This window comes from Nostoc sp. JL33, from assembly GCF_017114985.1.
Taxonomy (GTDB): Bacteria; Cyanobacteriota; Cyanobacteriia; order Cyanobacteriales; family Nostocaceae; genus Nostoc.
Genome location: NZ_JABXKP010000045.1, coordinates 66,153 through 91,596 on the forward strand (window position 1 = coordinate 66,153; position 25,444 = coordinate 91,596).

Consider the following 25,444-nt stretch of genomic DNA (forward strand, 5'->3'; position numbering starts at 1 on the left):
TAAAGTATGTGAATCAGGATAAAATGCCTATTTTGGGCTAAATCTTTAGGTTGGCTTTTTAGTGATCGCAATTGGGAGAATTAAGCCACGACCTCGCAAGACTTTTGCTCAGTTGTGGTTTTTTATCCACTGTCTGCTGCACCAAAATTGTTAGACCGACGTCTCACCATTATTGCCTGCTGCTTGCATCTGCTTTAGAACTGCTGCTTGGATTTTGGCATCAAAGTCGGGATCATCTACAGTTGTGATAATATTGCGTGGGCGATCGCCAAGTCTATCCAGATATGCTCGAAGAGCTATTTTGTCCTCACGATGTAGGAGAAAATATTGCCTCAATTCCTGATCAGACATAGCTGCATAGTTGACTTGACTCATTAGAACACCTCTCCATCCGGCGTAATTTGGAACTCAAGATTCTCAGTACTTCCAGCCAAAACATAAAGATTGCTAGTTCGATCATCTACGCATACAAGATGTATGGGCTGAAGCGTAATATACGTTAGCCAGTAGCTAAGACGATATAAACCTCTCAATTGGTCATCAGTCGGCATTCAGGGCGTTCACTCAACACCTCTTAATTTTATTCCATAACTGCTTTGTGTTACCTAGAAGAAAGTTGGATATCACTTGATAAACAGATGATGATCGCAACAGAAGCACTAGCACGAATTGAAGGTGATAAGTCTTTGTCAGAGCGTGTCTTGAATGCCCTCAAAGCAAGCGGTGTCTCTGCTTTTGAGCAAATCCTCAATCATTCCGCCGCCAGCTTTGTAATTGGTGCGTTAGAAGATTGGCAAAAGACTAAGGTAGCTTAGAGAGTCTGTCTACTAATATATGTGGACAAAAACAAAAATATCCGAATTACGAATTACGCACAGTGTTACTAGCCTTCAACTTAGGATAAGCAATCCGTTTGTGATGAAATTGCTGCCAAACATCCACAAATATCTGGGCAATTTTTGACATTTCTTCTCGTGTTAATCCTGAATCTACGAGTTGATTGTCTTGCCATTTGGAACGCAGAATATTATTCAGCATTGTTAAAGCTTGTTCAGTTGAAACATCTTTGAGCGATCGCTTCTCTCCCAAAAGTTTAGCCGATGCTTCGAGCGATCGCAGCGCCGCTTCACAAGAATCTGCTAACATGACAATTCCTGTTTCCCGCGATTGGGGAATCGGGCCATCGTAGCGAAAATCTGCGTCGTCTACTGTTAAACTTGGATCTGACTGAGCCATTTGCTGGGCTTGATGATGAAAATAGGCAATCAGCATCGTTCCCTGATGCTCTGGAATAAAAGCTTGAATCGCTGTCGGTAAAAGGTGTTTACGCGCCATCACCAACCCTTCAGTTACGTGCTTTTTAATAATTTCTGCACTCTTCCAAGGGTCTTTAATCTCTGTATCATGTTTATTCGGCCTCCCCATTTGATTTTCAATAAAGCCAAGCGGGTCATGCATTTTGCCAATATCGTGATATAATGTCCCAGCCCTGACTAGTTCAACGTTGCATCCTAGTTTTTTGGCAGCAGCCTCAGCAAGAGTAGCGACAAACAGCGTATGTTGAAAAGTTCCGGGAGTTTCAGTAGCGAGTCGTTTCAATAAAGGGCGGTTGGGGTTCGCCAACTCTGCTAGGCGGATTGGGGTAACTAAATCAAAAACTTTTTCTAGATAAGGACTCAAGCCTAAGGCGACAACACTCCAGCCTAAGCCGGATAAAGCAAACAATCCGGCTTCTTTGAGGACGATGTACCAGGTTGAACCAAAAGCTTGACCAATTAAGATTTTAACAACTAGGTAAATCCCGCCCTGAGTTAAGCCGATCGCAACACCCAATAAGGCCAATTCTTCACGCGATCGCAATCGTTGTGCAATGTAACTGCCTAATATTCCTCCCCCGACACCAGCTAAAAGTGCAGCCTTGCTCATATCCAAGCTAATGCCTAATATCGGCAACAGCAGCCCGACAATTGTCAACCCCAAAGTGGGGCCGTAAAAGCTTCCCAACAATAAACCAAGGGCACTCCAGGTGGTATAAGGCAATCCAATCGTGATCACTCCTGGCACACTCAGAGTTAGCAATAATACCAATATGCGATCGCGTTGTCGCAATTCGTAATCGATATGCCGTTCTACCCAGACAAAAATGCCAATAGCGATCGCAATAACACCTCCTAAATTCACCAACTCCTGCCATTTCACCTTCCGGCGAATCAGGTGATAATGTTCCAGCACCTCAAAGTTCCATGCAGTAATCTGCTCTCCTTTATTGACAATCACCTGACCATAGCGTATTTTAACCATCACGGGTGGCACCCCAGCAGCAGCCTTTTGAGCATTTTGTCTGGTTTGTTCTTCATCTCTTTGCAGATTCGGCTTGAGTACAGCTAACAACAGTTTTTTGGCCAAAGTTTCAGCGTCTTCTGGCACAAAGGTCTGCAATTGTAAACTCACCGCATCCTCTAAGATATTTTTTGGCAGTCCCTGTGGGATGCCTTGGGTGAGAATCCGCTCTGAACTCCGATGGATTCCCATTTTTGTTTTTTCCCACTCCTCATCTAACAAATCCAAAAGCAGAGATTCCTCGTATACTGCTTCTGGGCTAACAGTCTCTAACTGTAAAAGTTTGGCAGTAGCTTGGGTGTATCTTTGGCGTACTTGGGAAATTTGGGCAATCAGTGAGGACAAGTTTTTCTCAGAAGTTGTGGCACGGTAAGATTCTAGTTCTGCTACTGCTTGAGTAAAGCCAGTGTTTTGAGAAAAATCAACTGGCTCTGTCTTCTGTGGCTTTAGCTGCGGACTCTGGGAATCAGATTTGGGGAGCCAGTCGCGTGCGTATTTTCCCCCCGTTGAGCGGACTGGCGTTGGTGTTGTGCGTGGCTGGCGTGACTGATTGGGTGCAGCTATAGATGATGGACGGGATGAGGCGGGGGTTCGTTCTGTTGCTTTCTTCTGCTGATTTTTAGTATTTTCTATAGCTACTAGCAGTGCTTGCCATTCCGAGTCATGAGAAGAGCGGAGGTAACGTTGGGTAGAGATGGACAAAACTACAGGATCAAAAAAAGGAAAAGCTCCAGCAACGGCGCGAATTTTGTTGCCATCATCCAGAAGTTGTTGTAAATTTTCGTTGATTTGTTCGTTCATTCCCGCATCAACCCTCAACATTTGTAAGGAGCGATTACTGACGGCTTTGCGCTCGGCTTCTGTTTTTTTCTGATCTTCGATGCTAGCTGTGTAAGGCGCTGTAATCGTTTGGGGCGCGGGATGTCCTACTTGGAGTTGAGTCTGGTTGTATAATTTATGCCCAATAATACCTGTCAGGGACACTACAGCGATCGCTAAAATCACTGAAGAACGCTGTTCATGTGCCCAGTCTAAACCAACTGCATAAATACTACTCTTAGTTTTGACCGATTTTGCCTTTGACTTCAGCGCTCTTTCTTGTTTTCGGCGATTGCTTTTCTCATTAGTTTTTGATAAAAACAGGAATACATTCTTGACCATAGTCCTTAGAAGTTCCCTTCTATGGATTTTACCTTTCGGACTTCTGATTAACTTTCCCTTACGGCGTAGTCCTTTGTACTGTCGCCGCCAGGAAATCAATTGCTGTGTCAAGAACTGCAAAAATTGCTGAATTTTCATTATCTCTACCTGCAATTGCCGACTTTGATAGCTCAAAAAAAGACAATTATCAGGGAAGTTTGATCTGCGGCGGCTGCAAGTACTGTGGCCGGGGTTAATTAACAATTCGTAATCATGCTCTCTAGGCGGACTCCTTCGCCCTGCGCTAACCTAATTCGTAATTAATTGTTAACGCGATCGAATAACGCGAGGAGCTGCGTAAACTGAAAGCAAAGCCACCTCACATCCCTCCTCTGTTAACTCGCTTGCATTTAAGGACAGATCATATACTCCTGACCACACCGCCACGAGTGTATCGGTCAATTTTAACATTTGGGAAAAGCTAGTTAGTCCCCATGCTGGAGAATTCCTCTGCAACAGCAAAACTTGCCAATTTACGGGAATTCCGCCTGTACCGTTATATGCTCCTGATAAAGCACCAGTAATTGCACCTGTAGCGTGTGAGCTTAAAGGCGTAGCATCTTGCGCTTTAGAATTGCCATTGTGAGTAGCCCGCAAAACTGCAAGGCGAAAGTCTTCCAAGGTACTCAAAAAGCAGTAAAATGCCATAGCAATAGTGTTACTGAGTTTTTCTTCCCTAGCAAACTCAGCTTGGGTCTTTGACAATCCAGCCCCTTGCTCTAATAAATTCTGGACTTTTAATAAATTTTTTGGTATTGATGTCGGTGTTTCTCCGATAAAAGAAATTGTTTGCTCTATGAGGGTTAGGGGGTCGAGTTTTTCAGTCAGGGCAAGAGCGATCGCATATCCTACTGCGAGTGTTCCATCCCGTACTACTGGGTCATCATCCCAGATTTTCAGTACATCCAGCAAGTTTTGTCGGAGCTTAATTGGATTTTCGTGAAAAAAAAGTGCTACTGGTAGTGTGGCAATAATTATTTTTATCGATATTTCATCAGTTGCTGCTAAATGAGGAGATTCTTGTTGCTGACGCCCTATCCAATCATCTAAATCTAATCTACCCAACGCAATCAAACTCTCGATACCCAGAACCGCCATTCTGCCTAAATCCAGGTAACTCTGAAACTGGATTTTACCACCAGAGGCTAAACTTTCCCCCAGGAATGCTCCGAGTAAAGTACCTTTAAACCGACTTATAGGAGAATAACGCATACAATTTTAGATTTTGGATTTTGGATTTTGGATTTAAGAATTAATCCAACCTGAGTTCGATGAACCTGTCCCTGACTTCAACTAAAGCCCAAGTTTGTTGCTCTCGCCCATTAGATCGGACAATGTTGCTTAGTAAAACCTCTTAGAGGTCTTTTGATTGATCTGGTTAGGCAAACACCATATAAGCCGTTGAACTCGCATTAATCCAAAATCCAAAACTTCAACTCTAAAATTGATTCATTTTTAATTATTTCTTAAGAAATGCACCAAAGCTTGTAAGCCCAACAAGTAACTTTGTCCGCCAAAACCACTTATTTGTCCGATCGCTACTGGGGCAATGTACGAATGATGGCGAAAATCTTCCCGGCGGTAAATATTACTCAGATGTACTTCGACTGTGGGCAAGTTAACCGCAGCGATCGCATCCCGCAATGCCACACTTGTGTGAGTGTATGCCCCGGCATTAATCAAAATTCCCTGATATTGTCCTAATGCGCCATGAATAGTATCTACCAAAATTCCTTCATGATTTGACTGCACAGAAAAAACTTTCGCCTGTAGCTTGAATCCTTCTTCTTCTAACAGGCGGTTAATTTCAGCTAGTGTCAACGAACCATAAATTCCTGGTTCTCGCTGTCCTAGCAAATTTAAGTTTGGCCCATGCAGTGCCAGAATGCTTAAGGGTTGCAAAGTTGAGTTCAGCACTTTCGGGCTAGTGGCGACGGCGCGAGCGATCGTTCACAGGAATCGGAATCAGTTCCGGTTCCGGTTCAGCCTCTGGCCCTAACAAGCTCTCAATTAGCCTACGTGCTAATTCCTTAAGCTTTTCCAGCACCTTTTCTATATAGTCCATGAACTGACCGCTCCTGAGATACTACCTCAATTTTTGATTAACAGGTACGCAGAAAATGGCATATTTTCGCACCTCTAGCTTCCAATCGGGCACAGACACAATCCCGTATTTGGGACATAAGCCATTTCTAAAACTTGGCGTTGTGTTCTCCCTTACTTTTTAGAGTATCACACTTGCAACCTACCGAACTTCATCCTATAAAGGGTCAAGAGTTAAGGATCAGACTTTGGACTCTTGACTTACAATTAACCTTCTGTAGTCTTTTTTTTCGCAGCGCTCGTTGATGACTTCGCAGTTGACTTAGATTTGGAACTCGTTGATTTAGTCGTTTTGCGAGTCGATTTCGCTGTCGATGCCTTAGTTGCCAACAAGTTCAGCGCCGCAGCCAGCGTTACATCTTCTACCGATTCACCTTCTGGAATACTCACATTAGTTTTGCCATGCTTAATGTAAGGGCCATAGGGGCCATCGTAGATATTAACTGTTTCCCCGTCCTCTGGATGTGTACCCAATTCGCGTAAGGCTGCCTTCGACTTGCTGTTGGTGGAACTGCGTCCCTTTTTTGGCTCGGACAACAATTCTAATGCACGTTCTAGACTAATTGTCAATACATTATCAGCAACTTTCAGGGAGCGGTAGTCTTTCCCCTCCTTACCCTGGTCATGAACCACATAAGGGCCAAAGCGCCCCAAACTTGCTTGGATTTTGCCGCTAGTGACTGGATGAACTCCCAATGTCCGGGGTAGCGCCAACAGACCAACAGCCATTTCCAGGGTAACGGTTTCTGGAGTGACACCTTTGAGTAGAGAGGCTTGTTTCGGTTTGGGGTTTTCGTCGGTTTTGTCACCCAATTGGACATAGGGGCCATATGCACCAATTTTCACATAAATCGGTTCGCCAGTTTCGGGATGCCGACCTACCTGATCTGGGCCAGTGGTTTTTTGTCGCAGCAATACTTCTACTTGTTTGGGGTCGAGGTCAGCTGGTGTCAGGTCTTTGGGAATTGAGGCGGTGACAACTCCGCTACCATTTTCGATTTCAATGTAGGGGCCATATTTCCCAATGCGGACTTTGGCATCTAGATTCTCCAATAATACAGTCCTAGCTTTGCTGGCATCAATTTGACTTTCCTGTTCTTTGACTAGGGTTTCCAGCCCTTTCTCTCCCAGATAGAATTCCCGCAAGTAGGGTAGCCATTTCACTTCACCTGTGGCAATGTCATCAAGGGTTTGCTCCATTTTCGAGGTAAAACTGGGATCAACGATGTCTGGAAAATGTTTTTCCAGCAAGTCGGTGACGGCAAAAGCGGTGAAGGTGGGAATCAGAGCGTTAGTCACCAATTGGGCGTAACCCTTGTCGATAATCGTGCCAATGATGCTGGCGTAGGTACTGGGACGACCGATACCTTCGCTTTCTAAGGTTTTTACCAAAGTCGCTTCGGTGTACCTAGCTGGCGGTTGGGTTTCGTGCCCAACTGCTTCTAGCTCTGTACAATTGGGATGATCTCCTACTTTCAGATTCGGCAAAATTACTTCCTGGTCTTCCAGTGCTGCTTCCGGGTCGTCTGAGCCTTCAACGTAGGCACGTAAGTATCCGGGAAATTCAATCCGTTTGCCAGAAGAACGAAATCCAGCGTCCTCGACTTGCAATTGCACACTAATTTGAGTTTGGCGGGAATCAGCCATTTGACAGGCGACAGTACGCTTCCAAATCAAATCATAAATAGCAAGTTCCCGACCGCCCAAAGCAGTTTCTTGGGGGGTGCGAAAGCTGCTACCTGCTGGACGAATTGCTTCGTGCGCCTCTTGTGCGCCTTTGGATTTGGTAGTGTATTGCCGAGGTTGGGGACTGAGGTATTGTTTACCGTAGAGCTTTTCTACACAACTACGAGCAGCTGCGATCGCCTGATCTGACAAATGCACCGAATCTGTCCGCATATAGGTAATATACCCCTGCTCGTACAAATTCTGAGCAACCCGCATCGTGTCACGGGCTGAGAGGCGCAGTTTCCGGTTAGATTCTTGTTGCAAGGTCGAAGTGGTGAACGGTGGCGCAGGTTTGCGCGTCACAGGGCGTTCCTCCATGTCGCTAACACTCCAGGTTTTCCCAGTTAGGCGTTCCTTGAGCGCTACCGCTTGGTCAACGTTTAGCAACAAGACATTGCGACCTGCGGTAATTTGTCCGGTCGCTGCGTCAAAATCGCTGCCGTTAGCTATTTTAGCTCCTCCCAATGTTACCAATTGGGCAGCAAAGGGGGTTTTTTCATTTGACAAACTGGCTTTCAAATCCCAGTACGTACCCTCATGGAAAGCGCGGCGTTGGCGTTCCCTAGTCACTAAAAGCCTCACCGCTACAGATTGCACTCGCCCAGCAGATAATCCCCAGGCGATTTTTTTCCATAGCAGGGGAGACAGGGTATAACCCACGAGTCGATCTAAAATCCGCCGCGTTTCTTGGGCGCGAACCAACTGCTCATCGATATTGCGGCAGTTTTTCAACGCTTTTTTGATAGCGTCTTCGGTAATTTCGTGAAACACCATCCGCTTAGTCGGAACTTTTGGCTTCAGCAATTGGTATAAATGCCAACTAATGCTTTCACCTTCCCGGTCTTCGTCCGTTGCCAGAATCAGTTCATCTACATCTTTGAGGGCTTCTTTGAGCTGGGTGACAATTTTCTTTTTGTCTTTCGGGACAACATATACCGGTTCAAAGTCGGCGTCCACGTTTACCCCTAGCTGCGCCCATGTTTCACCCTTGACGGCAGCAGGAATTTCACTAGCCGACTGGGGTAGGTCACGCACATGACCCATAGACGCCTCCACCCGATAGCCTGATGGCAAGTAGTTGCGAATGGTACGAGCTTTGGTTGGAGATTCGACGATGACGAGAGTTGACATGGAAATTTCAAAAAAAAGAATAGCTACTAAGCTAAACAGTCAAATTGAGTTAATTTTTGCAAATTGTCAAGATAAAAGGTCACGCTTAGGGCGGTGATTTAATCCTCACACAAACTGCCCGTTAGGGCGAAAATCCGCTTAACTTAGGGTGCAGTCCTTGCTAAAGGATAGGGTAGAGGAACGCTGGATGTGAATTTCCAGCTATTTCAATCTTTAACTTATCTAACGCATAATTGGCGAGTAAAGTTTTCAAAATATCCTTTAATTGGGGAATGGGGAGTGGGGAATGGGGAGTGGGGAAGAAATAACCAATGCCCAATGCCCAATGCCCAATGCCCCACTCTCACAAAGGTTGTGCCAAAATTAAATCAAACTTGAGAGCAAAAGCGAAGTGGGGTTTGTACCCATGTCAGGAAAGCAAAACCATGCAACCGATTCGCCAAGGTGATGTAATCTTACTACCTGTGCAGCAAATTGAAGGAGAAAAAATACCTCACTTAACTTTGGCAGAAGGCGAAGTTACGGGTCATAAACATCGTATTACTGAGGGCAAGGCGGAATTATACGAACAAGATAGCACACTCTATTTACGTGTGTTTTCAGAGTCGGCATTGCTAGCTCATGAGGAGCATAAAGCTATTTCTATTCCCCAAGGTGACTGGATGGTGAAAATTCAAGGGGAATACGAGCCTGAAGGTTGGCATTATGTCGCTGATTGAAAAGTTAACGCCTGAGCAAGAAGCTTTGATTCCAGTTTATCGGGAAAAGTGGAGAGCGATCGCGCTTTCAACTGAGCGGATTGATCGTGAAAAAGCGGCGGAAGCGGTCAAAGCTACTTATGTTTTGATTGGTATGGAAGAACCTGAGATAGTTTTTTATGATAGCCCGAATGCTGCTTTGATAACTACTTTAAGCAAATTATCACAAGAACTTGGTAGGAGTGGCAGTAGTTGGGATGGTTTCAATCTGTGGATGGAATTATGTATTTATGAACTACCGCCTGCAAACGTATGTAACGAGCTAAGCGATGAATTATATAAACAAATTGATCGCGAACTTCTTTCTCTACTGAGGTTTGAATTAAAAACGAAACTAGAGAATAGTTTGAATAATTGTAACCATTGCAGGCAATTGTGGAGCGAATTACATAGACAACTGGAAAGTCAACTACAACTTGAAGTGGAAAATGCCGAGGAAGACTGCATTGAATATGAAATATCAGCTTGCGGTGCAAGTTTCAATGATTTTTCTATTTCGGTTTTGAATTGTGTGTACGATCGAGTTAAATGGAATTCCTTTGAGTCAGTAGTCAAAGAGTGCGGCTGGATTTTCGCAGGTAAATATACTTGTATAGTATGCGATCGCCCAATAAAATTATCTTTTGACAATCAAAATCGCCTCCATGCTGAAGGCGAACCCGCCATTGAATTTATTGATGGATATAGCCTTTACTCATATCACGGTGTAACCTTGCCTGAAAAATACGGTAAAATCCACCCTGAACAATGGCAAGCTGAATGGCTTTTATCAGAGGAAAATGCCGAACTACGGCGAGTACTAATTGAGGGTATCGGTTACGCCAGAATTTGCGAAGAATTACAAGCTATTGAATTAGATAATTGGGCTGAATATACACTATTAAAAATTGATAACAATGTGGATATCGAGCCGATTTATTTATTAAAAATGACTTGCCCTAGCACAGGCTTTATTCACGCCTTGCGAGTTCCACCGAATATCAACTCAGCGCGTGAGGCAATTCGCTGGGTAAATTGGGATGTTGATCCAGAAGAATTTGGTGTGCAAACCTGATTTTTGAGTTGGACAACAAGCTCAAAAAATAGTAAGTATAAACACAAACGATCGACTTTACCATACATCAGTAAAATTGACTGTGCAATAGCCAACTCCAAATTTCAACAAAAATTAATTATTTCAGTATATATACTGAGAAATTTTATAGATTAATTATCTTCATAGCCTTATTATAAAGAGCTTTTTGCCATATTCAGATTTCTTGGCTCAATAAATTGTTTTGATAAAAATGATTCCTGCCTACTGCACAAATTCCAGCCTGGTATGCCAAGGTATGGGTATCAAATGTTTAAGGAAATAAATTAATGTCTACTGTGCAAAAACTATCATTAGCTTTAGTTGGAACAGCAGTTCTTTTGATGAGTGCTAACCCAGCTGGCGCTGTTAGCCTGAGTACAGGAAGCACAACTCCTACTGCGAATGGGATATTCTCTACTGTTCCTGGAGCCGTTACAGTTAATTTTGAAAGTGGCGCACCGACCACTGGATTTGCTAAATACTCTTCTCCTGTTGGTACTCCCACGGTAGTTCAAGGAACCGTAGCTGATCAATATGCTGCACCGGCTGGTGATACAAGCAAATATTTAACTATTTCTCCGGTAAGCTCCAACATTAAAGGCAACACTGGTTCTGTGACGATTGATTTTGCTCAAGCACTTGATTACTTTGGCTTGCAGTGGGGTTCAATTGACACGTATAATTCGATCGCATTTTTTAACGGCAATACTCTGTTGAATACCTTTACTGGCAGCCAAGTTCCTGGAACTACTGCTAGCGGTAATCAGACTAGCCCTCAGGACAATGTTTTCGTTAATTTCCTCGCAGATCCGGGACAGACTTTTAACAAGGTAGTTCTAAGTTCTAGTGGTATTGCATTTGAAAGTGATAACCATAGCTACAGACTAGCTAGTGTCCCTGAACCTACTGCAACATTGGGCTTGCTAGCGTTCGGTATTATGAGTGCTGGTTCATTTGTGAAACGGAAATCAAAGTTAGTTTAAAATAATCTATTTACACCGTCTGAAAAATTAACAATATCATTCTCCTTTTAAGAGATAAAACCCAGCAAAAAATGCTGGGTTTTTATTTTGAAATCATCCAAAAAAGCGAAGACACAAAAAATAAATTTGCGTCTTCAGGTAAGATTGTGAAAATTAAAAAGTGAATGTGGTTCTCACTGTACCAATTACGATATCATCGTTTTGATTGTTATGATCTGGCGCTGTTAGCCAGATAATTCCTGGGGTAATGCTGATATTGTCACTCAGGCTATATTGATAGAAACCTTCAATATGATATGAAGTATCTGGATCTTTGTTGATACCTGCATTGCTGAGAGAACTGCTCACACTGGTAACTTTCGGTTCCATACCCACAATAATGCCTGCAATGTTACCTTTTTTACCAAGATCCGGGAAAGCCAGTGTGACGGCATAGTTCCAGATGTCAGCATCACCAGGAGTAACTGAAAGGACGCGAGCTTTCGTCAAGCCAGCCCAACCGCCAATCACGAATTTTGAGCTAGGTTGAAAGGATGCTTCTATACCGTAGGAGTTACTAGAAGCATTCTGCAATATGTTGTCATTAGCGTTATTGCTACCACCACTACCATTGGCAAAAAAAGTATTTTTGTAGGCGTTAATGTAGGTCAAACCAAGGGTAATTTGGTTGCTAGGCTTAACAGTTAACTGCGCCATAGCACCATAAGCACCGTTGAACAGTCCAGAGCCTAGCTGAGGGCTAGCAGCATCATTCGCTAAATACCCCAAGCTTAGTTCGAGGTTATCACTGAACTCGTGTTTTATTCCTATACCAGTACCATTGACTAGATAATAAATTGGGTTGCGAGTCCCAAAATGGGAAAGGGCACCAGTACCACCGTCCCCATCTAGGTACGGGTTGACTGTGTTAGTGAAATCATCAATTGCACCTGCATTTGCTTCCAGGGTGACACCTGTTTTCTTACCGAGAGGGAACTGATACAACAGCGCGTCTATGACAACTCCATTACTGTTGTTACCACCAGCAAATCGCAAGTCACCTTCTGGTGTAAAGGTAGCAGTTTGGGAGAAAGGGTCTAGGTTTGTTGCTTGAAGTCGTGTTCTGAGTAAATCTTGACCAGTAAAACTTGTGTCGAGGTTCAGACGCACCCGATCTGCAAGGACGGTATTTTGGTTGACTTTTTCACCATTAACTGTATTTCCACTTATGACACTGGCGATCGCTATTACCACTTCCCCATTCAGTTTGGTTGTGGTTGAGAACCGATTCGCCTCCAATTCAGCAGTGCGTGCTTCTACTGCGTCTACACGACCTCGGAGTGTTGCCAGTTCGGCTGAAAAGTCTGCTTGCAGCTTTTGTAATGTGGCTAAATCTTGTTTGTTAACTAAATCCCCAGTGGCTGTAGCAATAAGTTCGTTAACCCGATTAAGACAAGCATTCAAACCAGCAGCAAACTCATACCGCGTCAATGCCCGATTACCACGATAAGTGCTATTTGGGTATCCTGCAATACAGCCATAGCGCTCAACCAAAGATTGCAATGCTTGGAATGCCCAGTCGGTGGGTTGTACATCGGAAAATTGAGACACGGAGGTAACTTGCGCCATTTTCTCATCTGGCGCTATGTTCGTAGCTCTTGCGTCTGGATTAGCTAAAACTTGCGGTTGATTGATTTCAGACGTGCTAGATGTTTCACCTGCAAATGCAGCAGTATTCACAAATAGCATGACACCGCAGACTGCTGGACTAACTAGCAGATATTTACAGAATTTTTGCATTTTTCTCCTCCCACTGATCTCCAATTCACACCCAAACCACGTTTTTTTAAACGTGTATTTTATGAGAATATTTGTCAGTAATCTTATCAGAAGTTAGGAGACTTTTTAACAAAAAAAGTCAATAAACCCTAACTATTCAGGGAAAACTAAATTGCACAGATATGTACTATCTGAAAAAATTTTGTTGTTACTCATTACACAACAAACCCAGAATAATATTATGTGTCTTGAATGAGAATGAGAATTATTATAGTATAAAATGCAGAATAGGTCTGATTGTGAATAAGAGTTGTGACAGAGGCAGACTTGCATCCCTTTTGAGGAGAAAACACCGTGATTGTGAATTGCAGAGGACTTAGAACAGGCAGGCTAAGAAGCGGCATCTTGCCCACAATTGCTCTGGTAATGTTCTCAATGGCTACTGGCTGTAGTCAATCGAGTCCGAATCAGGGAACAACTTCCCAACAGTCGCCGCAAGCACAGGAAGCTGCATCTATCCCACGGGCGCAGTCGGGAAAAACTAAAGTAGTGACGACATTTTTACCGATATATTTGTTTACTAAGGCAGTGGCTGGAAATGTCGCAGATGTAGAAATTCTAGTGCCACCTGGTACGGAGGTACATGAATACCAAGCGACGCCAGAAAATGTCAAAGCGATCGCTACTGCGAATGTGTTAGTAAAAAATGGTTTAGGTTTGGAGGTATTTCTGGAAAATACTGTCAAAAATGCCCAAAATCCCAAATTAACTGAAATTGATGCCAGTAAAGGTATTAAACCCTTAAATGAAATTTCACCTGTTGTGAAAACGGCACAAGAGGAAAAAGACCAGGAACATACCCAAGGTAATCCTCACGTTTGGTTAGATCCAGTTTTGGCAAAACAACAGGTAACTAATATTCGGGATGGATTAATTGCTGCTGACCCGGCGAATAAAGCTACTTATGAGGCGAATGCTGCGGCTTATATTAAAGAATTAGAAAGTTTAAACAGCGAATTTCAGCAGACTTTACAAAAAACCCCCAGTTGTACCTTTATTACCTTTCATGATGCGTTTCCATATTTAGCTAAACGCTATAACCTCAAGCAAGTTGCTGTAGTGCAAATTCCCGAAGATCAACTTTCACCAACCGATGTGCAAAATGCAGTCAATGCTGTGAAAAAGTACAAGGTGAAAGCTTTATTTAGTGAACCAGGAGTAGATAACAAACTGCTAAGTAGCCTCTCGAAAGACTTGAAGTTAACTTTGCGTCCTCTGGATTCTCTGGAAACTGGCGAAACAGATCCGCAGCATTATTTTCAGGCGATGAAAGCTAATTTACAAACTTTGGAAACGGCGTGTAAATAGGTTAGGAGTTAGGAGTTAAAACTGATGAATCATAATTTATCAAACATCATTTTTTAAATAATGAATAATGATATTGCTATTTTGAAAGTAGAAGGATTAACTGTTTATCAAGGCAGCTATCTAGCTGTTCGAGATGTTTCCTTTGAATTGTTGCCAGGAACAGATACAGCCATCGTCGGCCCTAATGGCGCTGGTAAAAGTACTTTGGTAAAAGCGGTTTTAGATTTGATACCTCGAAGTGCTGGTACGATTGAAATATTGGGTCGTCCAATTGCAAGGCTGGGGCGTTTACGTCACCTGTTGGGCTATATGCCGCAAAACTTCATCTTTGACCGCAGCTTTCCGATTTCTGTCAGCGAATTGGTGGGGCTGGGATGGACTAATGAAGGGAAAAGAAAGAATTCATTTTTCTCCAGGTTGTGGAAACAAGACCGGGAAAAATCGGCAGCAGTAACAGAAGCTTTACGGCGAACTGATGCTTATCATTTACAGCATCAAGCTATTGGTACTCTTAGCGGTGGTCAACTGAAGCGGGTTTTATTGGCTTATTGTTTGGTAATGCCTCGGAAATTGTTGGTACTAGATGAAGCCTTTGCTGGTGTTGATGTCCAAGGTACAGCAGATTTTTACGCTTTGCTAAATGAGTTAAAGCGGGAAGAGAGTTGGACGGTATTGCAAGTTTCTCATGATATTGATATGGTAAATCGCCATTGCGATCGCGTACTTTGCCTCAATCAAAGCATTGTTTGTACTGGTAAACCGGAAATTGCCCTTTCACCGCAAAACCTGTTAGCAACCTATGGTCCAGGTTTCAGTCGCTACCAGCACCAACATTAAAATAATTCGTAATTCGTAATGACGCTCTCTACGTTCGCGCAGCGTGTCGCAGACAGACGCTAAAAGCGAACGCGGACTCGCTACCGCTACGCTAACGTAATTCGTAATTAAAGAATGAAAGATGCCAGTAATTATAGATTTCTTCAATGATTGTCAGATGGCAAGGCTAGCGATCGCCAATATTAATGACTTGATAAGCTTGTTACAACAGCCCTTTATGCAGCGTGCGATCGCAGGTGCTGCCTTGATGGGAATACTTGGTGGGATGTTGGGCAGTTTTGTCACCTTGCGCCAGTTATCCTTTTTCAGCCATGCGGTTGGTCATGCAGCATTAGTAGGTGTGGCATTAGGCGTGCTGCTACAAATAAATCCTACTTGGATGCTGTTACCTTTTACCTTGGTTTTTGGCGTTATTGTCCTCTACTTTATCGACAAAACCGACTTAGCTAGCGATAGCGTACTTAGCATAGTGCTATCTGGGGCATTAGCGATCGGTTTAATTCTCACAAGCCTAATTAAAGGATATCGTGGCAACTTGATGGCTGTGCTGTTCGGCGATATTCTAGCGATCGATACCACAGATTTGATTTTGACGCTGCTGGTACTTGTGGGAGGTAGCATATTTTTACTATCAACCCTGCGGCAGCAAATTTTATTGACCCTTAACCCCGATGTCGCCCAAGTTCAAGGTATTCCCGTCCAATTGTACCGCTATGTGTTTGTGGTCTTGCTCTCACTCGCCGTTGCTGTAGCAATTAAAGCTGTCGGCGTTTTACTGGTGAACGCGTTTTTGGTTATTCCCGCCTCTACCGCCAAACTGATGAGTCACCACTTTAGCCGCTTTCTAGTCATGTCTGTGATAGTTGGTTCGATCAGTAGCATTGCTGGCATCATTGTGTCAGGTATTTTCAACTTTGCTTCTGGGCCAAGTATTGTTCTTGTCCAGTTTCTGCTATTTGTAGCCGTTTTCATCTGGTTCAAGTTGAATTTGAAAGCTGCATAAATATTTTATTTCTCTCCAAGGTCTTGCTATTTTCTTGAATGTTTGCTACATTTAGTAATCGTGGCTCACAAAAGCCCCAGCCGGGATAGCTCAGTTGGTAGAGCAGAGGACTGAAAATCCTCGTGTCACCGGTTCAAGTCCGGTTCCTGGCATACTCTAAAACTCAATCATATCAAGCATTTCAGCACGTTAAGGCTACTTTAGAAGCTTAGTAGATATCAATCTCTACTAAGCTTTTGCCTACTAAAACTCTACTAAAGCTCTAGCTTCTGAGCTTCTCCTAATTAGGGCTTGCTGAAGTAGTTGATTTTGCTCTAGCTCTGACTGCTGCAAGTTAGCAATATGTGATTATGCCAAAAGATGGTATCGGCCGATATGTGGTGCAGCAGTCACTAAACCTTCGAGTTTGGCTGCTAGCGCTTGGATATGGGGTGAATCTAGATGAGTATTCAGGGCTTCATGAGAATTCCACTCTTCTAGAAAAGTAAAGTCTGTTGGATCGTTTTGGTTTTGCAAAAGTTCATACTTGATCGCACCTACTTCCTGACGGGTTGGTTCAATGAGTTCCAACAGTACAGCTTTGAGTTCTTCTACTTTGTTAGGCAAAGCAATAAAACGGGCAACTACGCGAATCGTTTGGTTAGTCATTTTTTATTGGGCATTTTTTATTGGGTATTGGGCAGAGGAAAAAGACTTGCTGCTGCCCTGCTCTGGTGTTTAAATTTATTTAAAACATTTGCTGTAAATATTGCTCATAGCCTAGTTGTTCTAATTTTGCTTGCTTTGCAATTACTGATTCGGATAGGGTTTGGCGATATTGTTGCACTTTTTCTAGCAATTCTGGTTGCTGAGTTGCGAGGATTTGTACTGCTAAAAGTCCGGCATTTTTGGCATTACCGATCGCTACTGTTGCTACAGGAATACCCGCAGGCATTTGTAAAATAGAATACAAAGAATCAACACCTTGTAAGTTTCGGGTAGGTACAGGAACACCGATGACAGGAAGTGGAGTTAAAGACGCTACCATTCCAGGCAGATGGGCAGCACCACCCGCACCAGCAATAATCACTTTAATGCCGCGTTGGTGTGCAAGTTGAGCATATTGCACCATGCGTTCTGGGGTACGATGAGCAGAAACGATCGCCACTTCGCTCTCAACGCCAAATTCTTCACAAACTGCGATCGCATCTTTCATCGTGGGCAAATCGGAATCGCTGCCCATAATAATACCAACTAGGGGAGTCATAGAATTTTGGATTTTGGATTTTGGATTTTGGATTTTGGATTAATCGACGATTGTTTCATCTAAAATCGGATGAGATTTAGGATTTAGCTATCTTTTCGCCAATGTGATGACCCAAGCAACACAAAATCCTGTAGATATAATCAATGCTAGAGTACCAGGGTACAAAGATTTGCAGATGCTCTTGATTAATCAACAGGGCATAATTGAGCAAATCTTGCCAATGGGTACAGCAGAAGTACACAACCGTGCATCCGTAATAGATGTAGCAGGCGACTGGATTTCATTGGGTGGCGTTGATTTACAAATTAACGGTGCTTTGGGTTTGGCATTTCCGGATTTGACGGCTGAAAATGCTCATATACTCCAGAAAATAAGGCAATTTTTGTGGGATGTCGGGGTAGATGGATTTTTACCGACACTTGTGACAACTTCAGTAGAAAACATTCAGCGATCGCTTGCTATTATTGCTGAGGTTCTACCCACTCAACAAGCAGGTGCCAAGATTCTGGGAGTACATCTAGAAGGCCCATTTTTGAATTTCCAAAAGCGGGGCGCACACCCAGCAGAGTACCTGTTACCCTTAACAATTGACGAGGTAAAGCGGGTTTTGGGTAATTATGCTCATGTGGTGAAAGTGATCACCTTAGCACCGGAGTTAGATTTCACTGGTGAAGTAATTCCATATTTGCGTTCTCTGGGGATTACTGTCAGTTTAGGGCATTCTCAAGCAACATCTGCCCAAGCCCAACGTGCCTTTGAACAGGGTGCAACGATGGTAACTCATGCTTTCAACGCCATGCCAGTATTACATCACCGCGAACCAGGATTATTAGGGGCAGCAATTACGCATCCTGATGTGATGTGTGGTTTTATTGCTGATGGTAAACACGTTTCGCCCACAATGCTGCAAATTTTACTTCGTGCTAGCTATGAAGAGAAAGGGCTGTTTCTTGTCAGCGATGCCCTTGCACCTTTGGGGCTACCTGATGGCGTGTATCCTTGGGATAGTCGGCAAATTGAAGTTAAAAACGGTACGGCACAACTGGCGGATGGCACTTTGTCGGGGACGACTTTACCCTTGTTGGTGGGAGTGCAGAATTTGGTAAAATGGGGAATTTGTGACGTGGAAAGTGCGATCGCTTTAGCTACTAATGCACCTAGACAAGCGATTGGTTTACCAGGAATTGCCAAGAGTCAACCCGCTAATTTATTACGCTGGCATTGGGATGAGACTACAAAAGAATTAACTTGGCAACGTGCTATCACCGCAGATATGGGTATATTTTAAGTAATCCATATCAGATTAACTTTGTCTCCTTTCATTCCCACACGTACTATAAATTCATGTCCATCATCAGCAAAACTCAGCTTCCACAAATAGGTCTGAGTTTCTCCTTGTTTGAGATGACCGAAATAAGTAGTTGTATAACCCTCAGACATGCGTGGAATTAGCGGGGAGCTAACTTGGTCAAATATTTGTTTGGTAATATCTCTTCTATACTCTAAATCACCTACCGTGAGAAAAAGTTCGTAATTTCCCGCAGCAGTGGCATCCAAAATAGTCTGCAAACAATTAATCACGTTTTCAGGGGGATTTATCGAATTCATATATCATCCTCCTATGTCTAGTGTGACTCAGAGATCAGGCGTTAACTAACAATATTAGAACATGATACTTGATTTATTGAACTTTAGAGATCGCACCATCGTTTATTAACGGGGTAATCTGGTTTAAAATCCTTTAAACCACTGGCTTTTGCCTCTGTTACTCCTGTTTCTGTGGAACAAGAATCTCCCACCACAGCAAAGCTTGGTGGGAGAGTGTCAATAAACTATGCAGGGCTAGGTTGAGTTCGACTTTGAAGTAGCTGAATAATTGCAGCTTTTTCTAAGATTCCAACTAGGACACCATTCTCACGAATTACGGGGAGGACAGACAGCTTTTGTTGTTCGAGTAACTGCATGACTTCCAGCAGAGGTTGATCGGATTGGACTGTGGTAGATTCGGTAATTGGTCGCATGACTTGTTTGATTTGAGTTTCTGACCACAGTGCTGTTGGAATGCTTCGTAAATTATCAACAGCGATCGCACCTACTAATTGTCCATGATCATCAGTCACTAAGAACCGATGCCAGTTTTGCCCACTTATGACTCGCTCATCGGCAAACTCTCTCAAGCTAAGATTAGCAGATACAATCGGGCTATCATGAGTTACAGCATCCTCGGCTGTCAAACCTGTGAGTTTTTCTTGCACTCTGGCAAATTGAGCCGCATTACCAGCATTTTGCAACAAGAAGAAGCCAACTAACAAATTCCAGAAGTTACCGAAGCTGCCAAATAATAGTAGGGGAACTATACCAGAAAGAATTGCTACCCAACCAAAGATTTGCCCAACTCGACTTGCAAAGGTTACACCTTTATAAGGATTACCTGTAATTTTCCAAACGATGGCTTTCAGTATATTTCCGCCATCTAAGGGCAAGCCAGGAATCAGGTTAAACAGGGCTAATGCCAAGTTAACAGAGGCTAGAACACCAAGAATTGCAGCTAACGGCCCTGATGCAGCAGTCGTAACACCAATAGCTGTAAGGATACCGCATAGTAATAAGCTGACTAATGGCCCAGCGATCGCTACCCAGAATGCTTCACCTGGGGTTTTCGACTCTTTTTCTAAGCTAGCCAAACCGCCAAATATAAACAGTGTGATCGATTTGACATCAATTCCCTGACCAATCGCAACGAAACTGTGGCCTAATTCGTGGGCGACGACAGAGGCAAATAACATCAGCGCACTCATCAGTCCTAGTAGCAAAGCTAATCCCGCAGACAATTGGGGAAATTGCGCCGCCAGTCCACTGCTATAGCTCCAAGTTACCAAACCCAGAACTAAAAACCATGACGGATGGATATAGAAGGGAATTCCGAAGAGATTACCAACGCGAATTGTGCCATTCATGTCGCTCACCTTTGATTTCAGCTTCGAGAGGTTTACTTTTGTCCTTCTCGATGTTTTTAGTGTAACGAAATGTTAAGAGATTTTAACCTTGATGACAGTAGTGGTGTCCGTCCGTAAAGGTGCGGTTATTGGCCTGCTGCCGCGAGTAAGAGAGGCGGCAGCCCCAATCAGAGGCATTCCCAGTCTGAGACTCTTAACGAGGTAAGATTTTTTGTAAATGGTATTAGGCATCCACCTATGCTGCCATTATCTCCATTTGGTGAGAACTTTTCTGCAACATCGGGGTGATTATATCAGCAGGGACAGGACGACTGAAGTAGTAACCCTGACCTTCGTCACATCCCTGCATTTGCAGGTAGTCAAGCTGTTCTTTGGTTTCCACACCCTCTGCGGTGATTTTCAACCGCAGGCTCTTGGCGAGGGCAATAATCGCATCCGTGATGGCGGCGCTATCAGGATTGGAGGTGACATCCCGTACAAATGACTGATCAATCTTGAGCATATTCACAGGAAAGCGCTTCAAGTAGTTGAGAGAGGAATAACCGGTGCCGAAGTCGTCTAGAGCCAACCATATACCGAGTTCTCGTAATTCTTTTAAGGTTTTAACCGATCGCTCAATGTCACCCATCAAGAAGCTTTCCGTTACTTCCAGTTCCAAGTAAGATGTTTTGAGTCCAGTTTCCTCAATAATTTGGCTGACGACTTCAACCAGATTCGGTTGTTCAAACTGTCGAGATGACAGATTTACAGATATCCGAATTGGGCTAAATCCAGCAAGCTGCCAAGCACGGTTTTGAGCACAAGCAGTTCGCAAGACCCATTGATCAATTGGCACGATCAAACCATTGGCTTCGGCAATGGGAATAAACTTGGCTGGAGAAATCAAACCTAAAGTAGGATGCTGCCAGCGAACCAACGCTTCCATACCTGTAACTTGTCCGTTGTCTAAATCAATCAGAGGTTGATAATAAACCAGCATTTCGTTGCGCCCAAGCGCTCCATATAACTCATTTTCTAAGGTTAGCCGCTCCTGCAACTGAGCATTAATTTCCGGCGAATAGTATTGGTATTGGCTACGCCCTTGCTGCTTCGCCTGGTATAGTGCCATGTGAGCCTGTTGCAAGAGTTCATCTACGCTATTAGAATCATTTAGGTCATTAATTGTGATGCCGATGCTAGCGGTAACATGAATCGATTTACCCTCTAAAAAAAAGGGTTTTCTCAGCGTACTTAACAGCAGTTGAGATAGCTTAATCACACTTTCAAAAGAAACAATGTCCATACGGGCAAGAACAAATTCATCTCCACTCAAATGGGCAAGAATATCTGTTTGCGCCATGCAGGCTGATAACCTCTGAGCAACTGCTCTTAACAACAAATTTGTTGTCTGATGCTCCAACCCATGACTCATACCAGTGAAATCATCAATAGCCAGCAAAAAGATAGCTACAAGGCGCTGGTTGTTTTCAGGTTGGGATAGAGTCTGATGGAGGCGATCGCGGAATAAATCACGATTGGGTAATCCAGTTAGATCATCATAATGAGTGATGTAGTGAATTAACTCATCTAATTTGTGAAGAGTTTGTGAGGTATCCGCCATCAATGTCCCCGCTTCATCAGCAAAATCTGTGGGTAATTCCGGTAGGGTTTTGGTGTTTAAATAATTTTGCAATGCCGCAGATGTCAAAATAACCGGTTTCAGGAGGTGGTTTAGGGCGTAGAGGGTGACAGCAGTACCCGCTAACGTAGCCAACAGAGCAACGATCATAACTCGCGCCGCCATCTCCAAGGAATAGGAGTTTGAGATAACGAAACTCAAGAGTAAGGTCAGAAGTGGTACATGAGTGCCCAAAAATGCCACCAACATGATTTTAGCGGTGTAACTTTTCTTGAGCCATCTGAAACGAGCTAGGAAGGAATATAAGTAAAGCTTGTGATTAAGATTCATAAATTCTGCTCGATAATTGGCGAATTAGTTCCGAGCTATCCTGGCAAAAGAATATTTTTGATTCATCATCCAGTGGAATCAGCCCTCGTGGAACCCAACCCTGATAAGGTTATATTTTATGCTTCCCAATATATCTTTCTACTTGATCTATCTAACGATAAAGTTTCTGTAAAACTTATTCCACAAGGAATTTCACAATTAATAGCCAATTGTGTTGATTGTTACCCTATTAGTAGTTCTTAGTTGGGTTTAACGTGATATAAGAGCAAAATTAACTATAGGTAAACACTGATATTTATCTGTATTTACCGAGAGCATCTCAATGAGTGTAAAAAGCCTTGTAAAACCTCACCCCAACCCTCTCCTTAGCAAGGAGAGGGAGCAAGAATCTTGTTTCTCATCTGGTATATTTGCGCTCATTGAGATGCTCCCTGTTTAGCTGTGGTTCGATTTCACAAATTTCGACTTATGCAAGAGGTCTATTATTTTGAGATTATTTCAGGCTATAGCCAGAAAAAAGCCGATTTGTAATTTGCTCTAAAACCTTTAATGCTGTTAATGAACCTCGAATCAACCGAGTAGCAGCAAGGGGTTGTCGAAGCATTCCGATCGCTAAAGGCAAAGGGTTTAGGGAGCCATCAGAGTTAATCGCTGATGTGAGATCAGGGATATTATGCTGACAATCGTCGCTGACTACTCGCAGCATTGCCACGGACACCCCAGCCGCATTGAAAAACTCTAGGGCGGTAAATCCTTCCATATCAACAACATCAGCTGCCAAAGTCTCACCTAAACGGCGTTTTTCACCAGCAGACCAAATGAGGCGATCGCTTGTCATTGACTTGACTAATGATGCTTTATCTGATAAATAAGAGTGCAATTGTGCTGTAAAAGTGCGATCGCATTCTTGCTGCTTGTTTTGATAAACACAATCTTGATACAAGACAATATCACCAACTTTGTAGCGATCGCTCAAGCTGCCACATATACCCATAATCAGCACCCTGGATTTAGGAGCCAGAAATTGCCCATTTCCTTGAGATGCGTGCAGATATTTCAGTAAAGGCTTCATGCCAACAGGTATGGCTACTACCGTGGGGATAGAGCCAATAACGCCGCGAAAGGCGCGACACACAGCTTTAGGTTGAGTCGATGGGGGATATTATTCCCCGCATCTCTCAGTTAGATCCGTGCGTGCAGCTTTCACTGCACACGGCTCCCGATGTTCTTAGCTTGCGCTTTTGCTCATGTGTTTATAATCGTGGCAACTCTCATGAATTGCTTCAAGATTATTTCTCTTCCAGTTGGCGTGATTTCCATCGATGTGATGCAGGTGTACCCGTTCCTCATCGATGAACTTTAAGCCGCAGGAAGCACATCTATGGTTTTGCTTCTTAAGAGCAATAGAAGTTTCGCCCTCGTAGAGCTTACTATTACGTTCGCTCCAGTAGGCTATATCTCCGTCATAGGGGGATTTTAATCCTTTGACCATGACGTGTTTATTTTCGGAGTAAGGAACTGATGGAAATGCCTTGTCTAGTAATTTCTTGCTAGAGTAGCGGTTTTGCTTGGTTTCCTTGTTAAATACCCTGTATGCTCTTGTTTCGATGTGGTATAGCGAGTTTTTAGACCCGTCCATCTTGCAGAACTTATGGTAATTTCTCCAACCTCTAACTACCGGGGCTAATTTCTCAGCCTTTGTGGTAGCACCATAATTCGAGTTGTTGACGATGTGTTTTACTTTCTTACGGAATGCTTTGAAGTTATCCACTGAGGGAGTGCTTCTAAACTTTCCGTTTTTCTGGACTTTAAAGTGCCAGCCGAGGAAATCAAACCCATCTGTCGCGGCGGTGACTTTGGTTTTCTTTTGGCTTACCTTCATTCCGCGTTTGCGGAGGAACTCGCTGATTCTTTCAAGTATCTCTATTGCATCATCTTCGGGTCGGAGTATAATAACCATGTCATCCGCGTATCGGATTGATGGCTCGGCAATTTGTTCTGCCGATGTTTTAGGTGTAATCCTTTTACCATCTCTATATTGAACGTGGTATCTGTGGATACTCTCAATCCCGTTGAGTGCAATGTTAGCTAGTAATGGGCTGACCACTCCCCCTTGGGGCGTTCCTTGTTCGGGGAATTCTGGGTTGACTCCAGCCTTGAGGCATCGGAAGATACCGAGTTTTAAGCCTTTGGGGGCGATGAGTTCGTCCATTATTGCTGAGTGGTTAATCCTATCGAAGCACTTTTCAATATCGAGTTCAATTACTCGTTTTTCTATTCCATTGGATGTGGATTTAAGGTTTTCAAAGATGTACTTTTGTGCATCGTGGGCAGAGCGCCCAGTTCTGAACCCGTAACTCCTGGCGTGGAAATTGGCTTCGTGTGCTGGTTCGAGTGCATATTTTGCGAGGCATTGCCAAGCTCTATCCGCGATGGTTGGTATTTTAAGCATTCTGGTAGTCCCGTCCTTTTTGGGGATGGGGATTTCCCGTAGTCCTTGATGCTTCCAATTTCCACTGTTCATTCTCAGTAATTCTTCAAGATTGAAGCGTTCTTCAAATGAGAGGGATTTCTTACCATCAGTACCAGCCGTCTTTTTACCAGAGTTTAGCTGAGATACTTGTCTTATTGCAAGAAATCGAGCCGAGGTGGATTTAAGAATAAGCTTTTGGAGCGACCGAGCTTTCCGCTTGTCTCCAACTTGAACAGCTTTAAATACACGCTTTTGAAGGCGGAGAAGATTTCGGCGGAATTTCTTCCACGGTAGGGCTTTCCAAGATTCACTAGTTTTATAACTGTGTCTAATCATTTTCTCTTCTAGAGTTTGTATTTTTCTGAACACCTCAGACCAATTACGGTCTGTCCTACCCGAATTGTGGGGATTCCTCCGCTCGTCTGGGCTACTTGGGGTTCGACTGCCCCTAGACCCACAACTCGTTTTTATTCGTTCCCTCGGAGAGATTGATGAGCCACTGCGTTGCGGTGAGGCAGTCCGGTCTTCTCCCAAAG

23 protein-coding genes and 1 tRNA gene are annotated in these 25,444 nt (G+C 43.6%); 9 read left to right on the forward strand and 15 right to left on the reverse strand.

Features of this window, described 5'->3' with window-relative positions:
* Positions 1 to 150 precede the first annotated feature (150 nt).
* Together HWQ23_RS12360 and HWQ23_RS33660 are read right to left on the reverse strand one after the other, a co-directional pair.
* Positions 151 to 375, reverse strand: coding sequence for a DUF6887 family protein (locus HWQ23_RS12360; RefSeq protein ID WP_292828473.1), 225 nt, complete (start codon positions 373 to 375; stop codon positions 151 to 153).
* Positions 375 to 551 (reverse strand): DUF6888 family protein, encoded by a 177-nt coding sequence (locus tag HWQ23_RS33660; RefSeq protein ID WP_375466661.1) that lies wholly within the window; start codon positions 549 to 551, stop codon positions 375 to 377. Before HWQ23_RS33660 ends, HWQ23_RS12360 begins: the two co-directional genes overlap by 1 nt.
* Before the next feature lie 87 nt (positions 552 to 638).
* On the opposite strand from HWQ23_RS33660, the gene HWQ23_RS12365 reads away from it, so the two are divergent.
* A complete protein-coding gene (locus HWQ23_RS12365) occupies positions 639 to 815 on the forward strand; it encodes a hypothetical protein (protein WP_292828476.1) in 177 nt (58 codons plus the stop codon).
* Positions 816 to 861: 46 nt separating this feature from the next.
* Here HWQ23_RS12365 and HWQ23_RS12370 read toward each other — a convergent pair whose 3' ends face one another.
* The 5 genes from HWQ23_RS12370 to topA all read right to left on the reverse strand — a co-directional run bounded on the left by HWQ23_RS12370 (position 862) and on the right by topA (position 8,502).
* On the reverse strand, positions 862 to 3,639 hold the full coding sequence (locus HWQ23_RS12370; protein ID WP_292828478.1) for an HD family phosphohydrolase: 2,778 nt from the start codon (positions 3,637 to 3,639) through the stop codon (positions 862 to 864).
* Between the two features lie 168 nt (positions 3,640 to 3,807).
* A complete protein-coding gene (locus HWQ23_RS12375) occupies positions 3,808 to 4,752 on the reverse strand; it encodes an ADP-ribosylglycohydrolase family protein (RefSeq protein ID WP_292828480.1) in 945 nt (314 codons plus the stop codon).
* A 243-nt stretch (positions 4,753 to 4,995) separates the two neighbouring features.
* A complete protein-coding gene (gene aroQ, locus HWQ23_RS12380; RefSeq protein WP_292828482.1) occupies positions 4,996 to 5,457 on the reverse strand; it encodes a type II 3-dehydroquinate dehydratase in 462 nt (153 codons plus the stop codon).
* A gap of 7 nt (positions 5,458 to 5,464) precedes the next feature.
* Positions 5,465 to 5,605 carry a hypothetical protein gene (locus HWQ23_RS12385; protein WP_012410890.1) on the reverse strand — a complete coding sequence of 47 codons (141 nt, stop codon included), beginning with the start codon at positions 5,603 to 5,605 and terminating at the stop codon, positions 5,465 to 5,467.
* Positions 5,606 to 5,850: 245 nt separating this feature from the next.
* Positions 5,851 to 8,502, reverse strand: a complete 2,652-nt coding sequence (gene topA / locus HWQ23_RS12390; RefSeq protein WP_292828485.1) for a type I DNA topoisomerase — start codon at positions 8,500 to 8,502, stop codon at positions 5,851 to 5,853.
* A 311-nt stretch (positions 8,503 to 8,813) separates the two neighbouring features.
* Here topA and HWQ23_RS12395 point away from each other — a divergent pair, with 311 nt between their 5' ends.
* The 3 genes from HWQ23_RS12395 (at position 8,814) to HWQ23_RS12405 (ending at position 11,318) form a co-directional block, all read left to right on the forward strand.
* Positions 8,814 to 9,221, forward strand: a complete 408-nt coding sequence (locus tag HWQ23_RS12395; RefSeq protein ID WP_292828488.1) for a hypothetical protein — start codon at positions 8,814 to 8,816, stop codon at positions 9,219 to 9,221.
* Positions 9,208 to 10,314 carry a DUF6745 domain-containing protein gene (locus HWQ23_RS12400; RefSeq protein ID WP_292828491.1) on the forward strand — a complete coding sequence of 369 codons (1,107 nt, stop codon included), beginning with the start codon at positions 9,208 to 9,210 and terminating at the stop codon, positions 10,312 to 10,314. Before HWQ23_RS12395 ends, HWQ23_RS12400 begins: the two co-directional genes overlap by 14 nt.
* A 308-nt stretch (positions 10,315 to 10,622) precedes the next feature.
* A complete protein-coding gene (locus HWQ23_RS12405; RefSeq protein WP_292828494.1) occupies positions 10,623 to 11,318 on the forward strand; it encodes an Npun_F0296 family exosortase-dependent surface protein in 696 nt (231 codons plus the stop codon).
* 153 nt (positions 11,319 to 11,471) lie between these two features.
* On the opposite strand, the gene HWQ23_RS12410 is transcribed toward HWQ23_RS12405, so the two are convergent.
* Positions 11,472 to 13,097: an iron uptake porin gene (locus HWQ23_RS12410; RefSeq protein WP_292828497.1), complete on the reverse strand. Its 1,626-nt coding sequence runs from the start codon at positions 13,095 to 13,097 to the stop codon at positions 11,472 to 11,474.
* Positions 13,098 to 13,502: 405 nt separating this feature from the next.
* Here HWQ23_RS12410 and HWQ23_RS12415 point away from each other — a divergent pair, with 405 nt between their 5' ends.
* The 4 genes from HWQ23_RS12415 (at position 13,503) to HWQ23_RS12430 (ending at position 16,436) form a co-directional block, all read left to right on the forward strand.
* Positions 13,503 to 14,444, forward strand: a complete 942-nt coding sequence (locus HWQ23_RS12415) for a metal ABC transporter substrate-binding protein (RefSeq protein ID WP_292828530.1) — start codon at positions 13,503 to 13,505, stop codon at positions 14,442 to 14,444.
* 60 nt (positions 14,445 to 14,504) lie between these two features.
* Complete coding sequence (locus HWQ23_RS12420; RefSeq protein WP_292828500.1) at positions 14,505 to 15,281, forward strand: metal ABC transporter ATP-binding protein; 777 nt, start codon at positions 14,505 to 14,507, stop codon at positions 15,279 to 15,281.
* Between the two features lie 121 nt (positions 15,282 to 15,402).
* Positions 15,403 to 16,284 carry a metal ABC transporter permease gene (locus HWQ23_RS12425; protein ID WP_375466662.1) on the forward strand — a complete coding sequence of 294 codons (882 nt, stop codon included), beginning with the start codon at positions 15,403 to 15,405 and terminating at the stop codon, positions 16,282 to 16,284.
* A 79-nt stretch (positions 16,285 to 16,363) separates the two neighbouring features.
* Positions 16,364 to 16,436: transfer RNA gene (locus tag HWQ23_RS12430), tRNA-Phe, on the forward strand.
* 196 nt (positions 16,437 to 16,632) lie between these two features.
* On the opposite strand, the gene HWQ23_RS12435 is transcribed toward HWQ23_RS12430, so the two are convergent.
* Both HWQ23_RS12435 and purE read right to left on the reverse strand, forming a co-directional pair.
* A complete protein-coding gene (locus HWQ23_RS12435) occupies positions 16,633 to 16,932 on the reverse strand; it encodes a putative quinol monooxygenase (RefSeq protein ID WP_292828503.1) in 300 nt (99 codons plus the stop codon).
* A 79-nt stretch (positions 16,933 to 17,011) separates the two neighbouring features.
* Entirely contained in the window at positions 17,012 to 17,530 is a 519-nt protein-coding gene (purE, locus tag HWQ23_RS12440; RefSeq protein WP_292828506.1) for a 5-(carboxyamino)imidazole ribonucleotide mutase, read from the reverse strand.
* 106 nt (positions 17,531 to 17,636) lie between these two features.
* Here purE and nagA point away from each other — a divergent pair, with 106 nt between their 5' ends.
* Positions 17,637 to 18,818, forward strand: coding sequence for an N-acetylglucosamine-6-phosphate deacetylase (nagA, locus tag HWQ23_RS12445; protein ID WP_292828509.1), 1,182 nt, complete (start codon positions 17,637 to 17,639; stop codon positions 18,816 to 18,818).
* Here the strand turns inward: nagA and HWQ23_RS12450 are convergent.
* The 5 genes from HWQ23_RS12450 to HWQ23_RS12470 form a co-directional block, all read right to left on the reverse strand.
* Positions 18,815 to 19,138 carry a hypothetical protein gene (locus HWQ23_RS12450; protein WP_292828512.1) on the reverse strand — a complete coding sequence of 108 codons (324 nt, stop codon included), beginning with the start codon at positions 19,136 to 19,138 and terminating at the stop codon, positions 18,815 to 18,817. The genes nagA and HWQ23_RS12450 overlap by 4 nt on opposite strands.
* A 224-nt stretch (positions 19,139 to 19,362) precedes the next feature.
* Positions 19,363 to 20,487, reverse strand: coding sequence for a site-2 protease family protein (locus HWQ23_RS12455; protein WP_292828515.1), 1,125 nt, complete (start codon positions 20,485 to 20,487; stop codon positions 19,363 to 19,365).
* Between the two features lie 235 nt (positions 20,488 to 20,722).
* On the reverse strand, positions 20,723 to 22,435 hold the full coding sequence (locus HWQ23_RS12460) for a putative bifunctional diguanylate cyclase/phosphodiesterase (RefSeq protein ID WP_292828518.1): 1,713 nt from the start codon (positions 22,433 to 22,435) through the stop codon (positions 20,723 to 20,725).
* 493 nt (positions 22,436 to 22,928) lie between these two features.
* Complete coding sequence (locus tag HWQ23_RS12465) at positions 22,929 to 23,570, reverse strand: 5'-methylthioadenosine/S-adenosylhomocysteine nucleosidase family protein (protein WP_292828521.1); 642 nt, start codon at positions 23,568 to 23,570, stop codon at positions 22,929 to 22,931.
* Between the two features lie 93 nt (positions 23,571 to 23,663).
* On the reverse strand, positions 23,664 to 25,244 hold the full coding sequence (locus tag HWQ23_RS12470) for a group II intron reverse transcriptase/maturase (RefSeq protein ID WP_292828535.1): 1,581 nt from the start codon (positions 25,242 to 25,244) through the stop codon (positions 23,664 to 23,666).
* Positions 25,245 to 25,444: the final 200 nt, after the last annotated feature.

What these genes read in the sequence shown, in the direction of transcription:
- HWQ23_RS12400 (WP_292828491.1), top strand. Translation starts at nt 9,208, where the DNA reads ATGTCGCTGATTGAAAAGTTAACGCCTGAGCAAGAAGCTTTGATTCCA.
- HWQ23_RS12425 (WP_375466662.1), top strand. Translation starts at nt 15,403, where the DNA reads ATGCCAGTAATTATAGATTTCTTCAATGATTGTCAGATGGCAAGGCTA.
- HWQ23_RS12375 (WP_292828480.1), bottom strand. Translation starts at nt 4,752, where the DNA reads ATGCGTTATTCTCCTATAAGTCGGTTTAAAGGTACTTTACTCGGAGCA.
- HWQ23_RS12435 (WP_292828503.1), bottom strand. Translation starts at nt 16,932, where the DNA reads ATGACTAACCAAACGATTCGCGTAGTTGCCCGTTTTATTGCTTTGCCT.
- HWQ23_RS12385 (WP_012410890.1), bottom strand. Translation starts at nt 5,605, where the DNA reads ATGGACTATATAGAAAAGGTGCTGGAAAAGCTTAAGGAATTAGCACGT.
- HWQ23_RS12365 (WP_292828476.1), top strand. Translation starts at nt 639, where the DNA reads ATGATGATCGCAACAGAAGCACTAGCACGAATTGAAGGTGATAAGTCT.
- HWQ23_RS12405 (WP_292828494.1), top strand. Translation starts at nt 10,623, where the DNA reads ATGTCTACTGTGCAAAAACTATCATTAGCTTTAGTTGGAACAGCAGTT.
- HWQ23_RS12395 (WP_292828488.1), top strand. Translation starts at nt 8,814, where the DNA reads ATGCCCAATGCCCAATGCCCAATGCCCCACTCTCACAAAGGTTGTGCC.
- topA (WP_292828485.1), bottom strand. Translation starts at nt 8,502, where the DNA reads ATGTCAACTCTCGTCATCGTCGAATCTCCAACCAAAGCTCGTACCATT.
- HWQ23_RS12360 (WP_292828473.1), bottom strand. Translation starts at nt 375, where the DNA reads ATGAGTCAAGTCAACTATGCAGCTATGTCTGATCAGGAATTGAGGCAA.
- HWQ23_RS12410 (WP_292828497.1), bottom strand. Translation starts at nt 13,097, where the DNA reads ATGCAAAAATTCTGTAAATATCTGCTAGTTAGTCCAGCAGTCTGCGGT.
- HWQ23_RS12420 (WP_292828500.1), top strand. Translation starts at nt 14,505, where the DNA reads ATGAATAATGATATTGCTATTTTGAAAGTAGAAGGATTAACTGTTTAT.
- HWQ23_RS12470 (WP_292828535.1), bottom strand. Translation starts at nt 25,244, where the DNA reads ATGATTAGACACAGTTATAAAACTAGTGAATCTTGGAAAGCCCTACCG.
- nagA (WP_292828509.1), top strand. Translation starts at nt 17,637, where the DNA reads ATGACCCAAGCAACACAAAATCCTGTAGATATAATCAATGCTAGAGTA.
- HWQ23_RS12370 (WP_292828478.1), bottom strand. Translation starts at nt 3,639, where the DNA reads ATGAAAATTCAGCAATTTTTGCAGTTCTTGACACAGCAATTGATTTCC.
- HWQ23_RS12415 (WP_292828530.1), top strand. Translation starts at nt 13,503, where the DNA reads ATGTTCTCAATGGCTACTGGCTGTAGTCAATCGAGTCCGAATCAGGGA.
- HWQ23_RS12460 (WP_292828518.1), bottom strand. Translation starts at nt 22,435, where the DNA reads ATGAATCTTAATCACAAGCTTTACTTATATTCCTTCCTAGCTCGTTTC.
- purE (WP_292828506.1), bottom strand. Translation starts at nt 17,530, where the DNA reads ATGACTCCCCTAGTTGGTATTATTATGGGCAGCGATTCCGATTTGCCC.
- HWQ23_RS12455 (WP_292828515.1), bottom strand. Translation starts at nt 20,487, where the DNA reads ATGAATGGCACAATTCGCGTTGGTAATCTCTTCGGAATTCCCTTCTAT.
- HWQ23_RS12450 (WP_292828512.1), bottom strand. Translation starts at nt 19,138, where the DNA reads ATGAATTCGATAAATCCCCCTGAAAACGTGATTAATTGTTTGCAGACT.
- HWQ23_RS33660 (WP_375466661.1), bottom strand. Translation starts at nt 551, where the DNA reads ATGCCGACTGATGACCAATTGAGAGGTTTATATCGTCTTAGCTACTGG.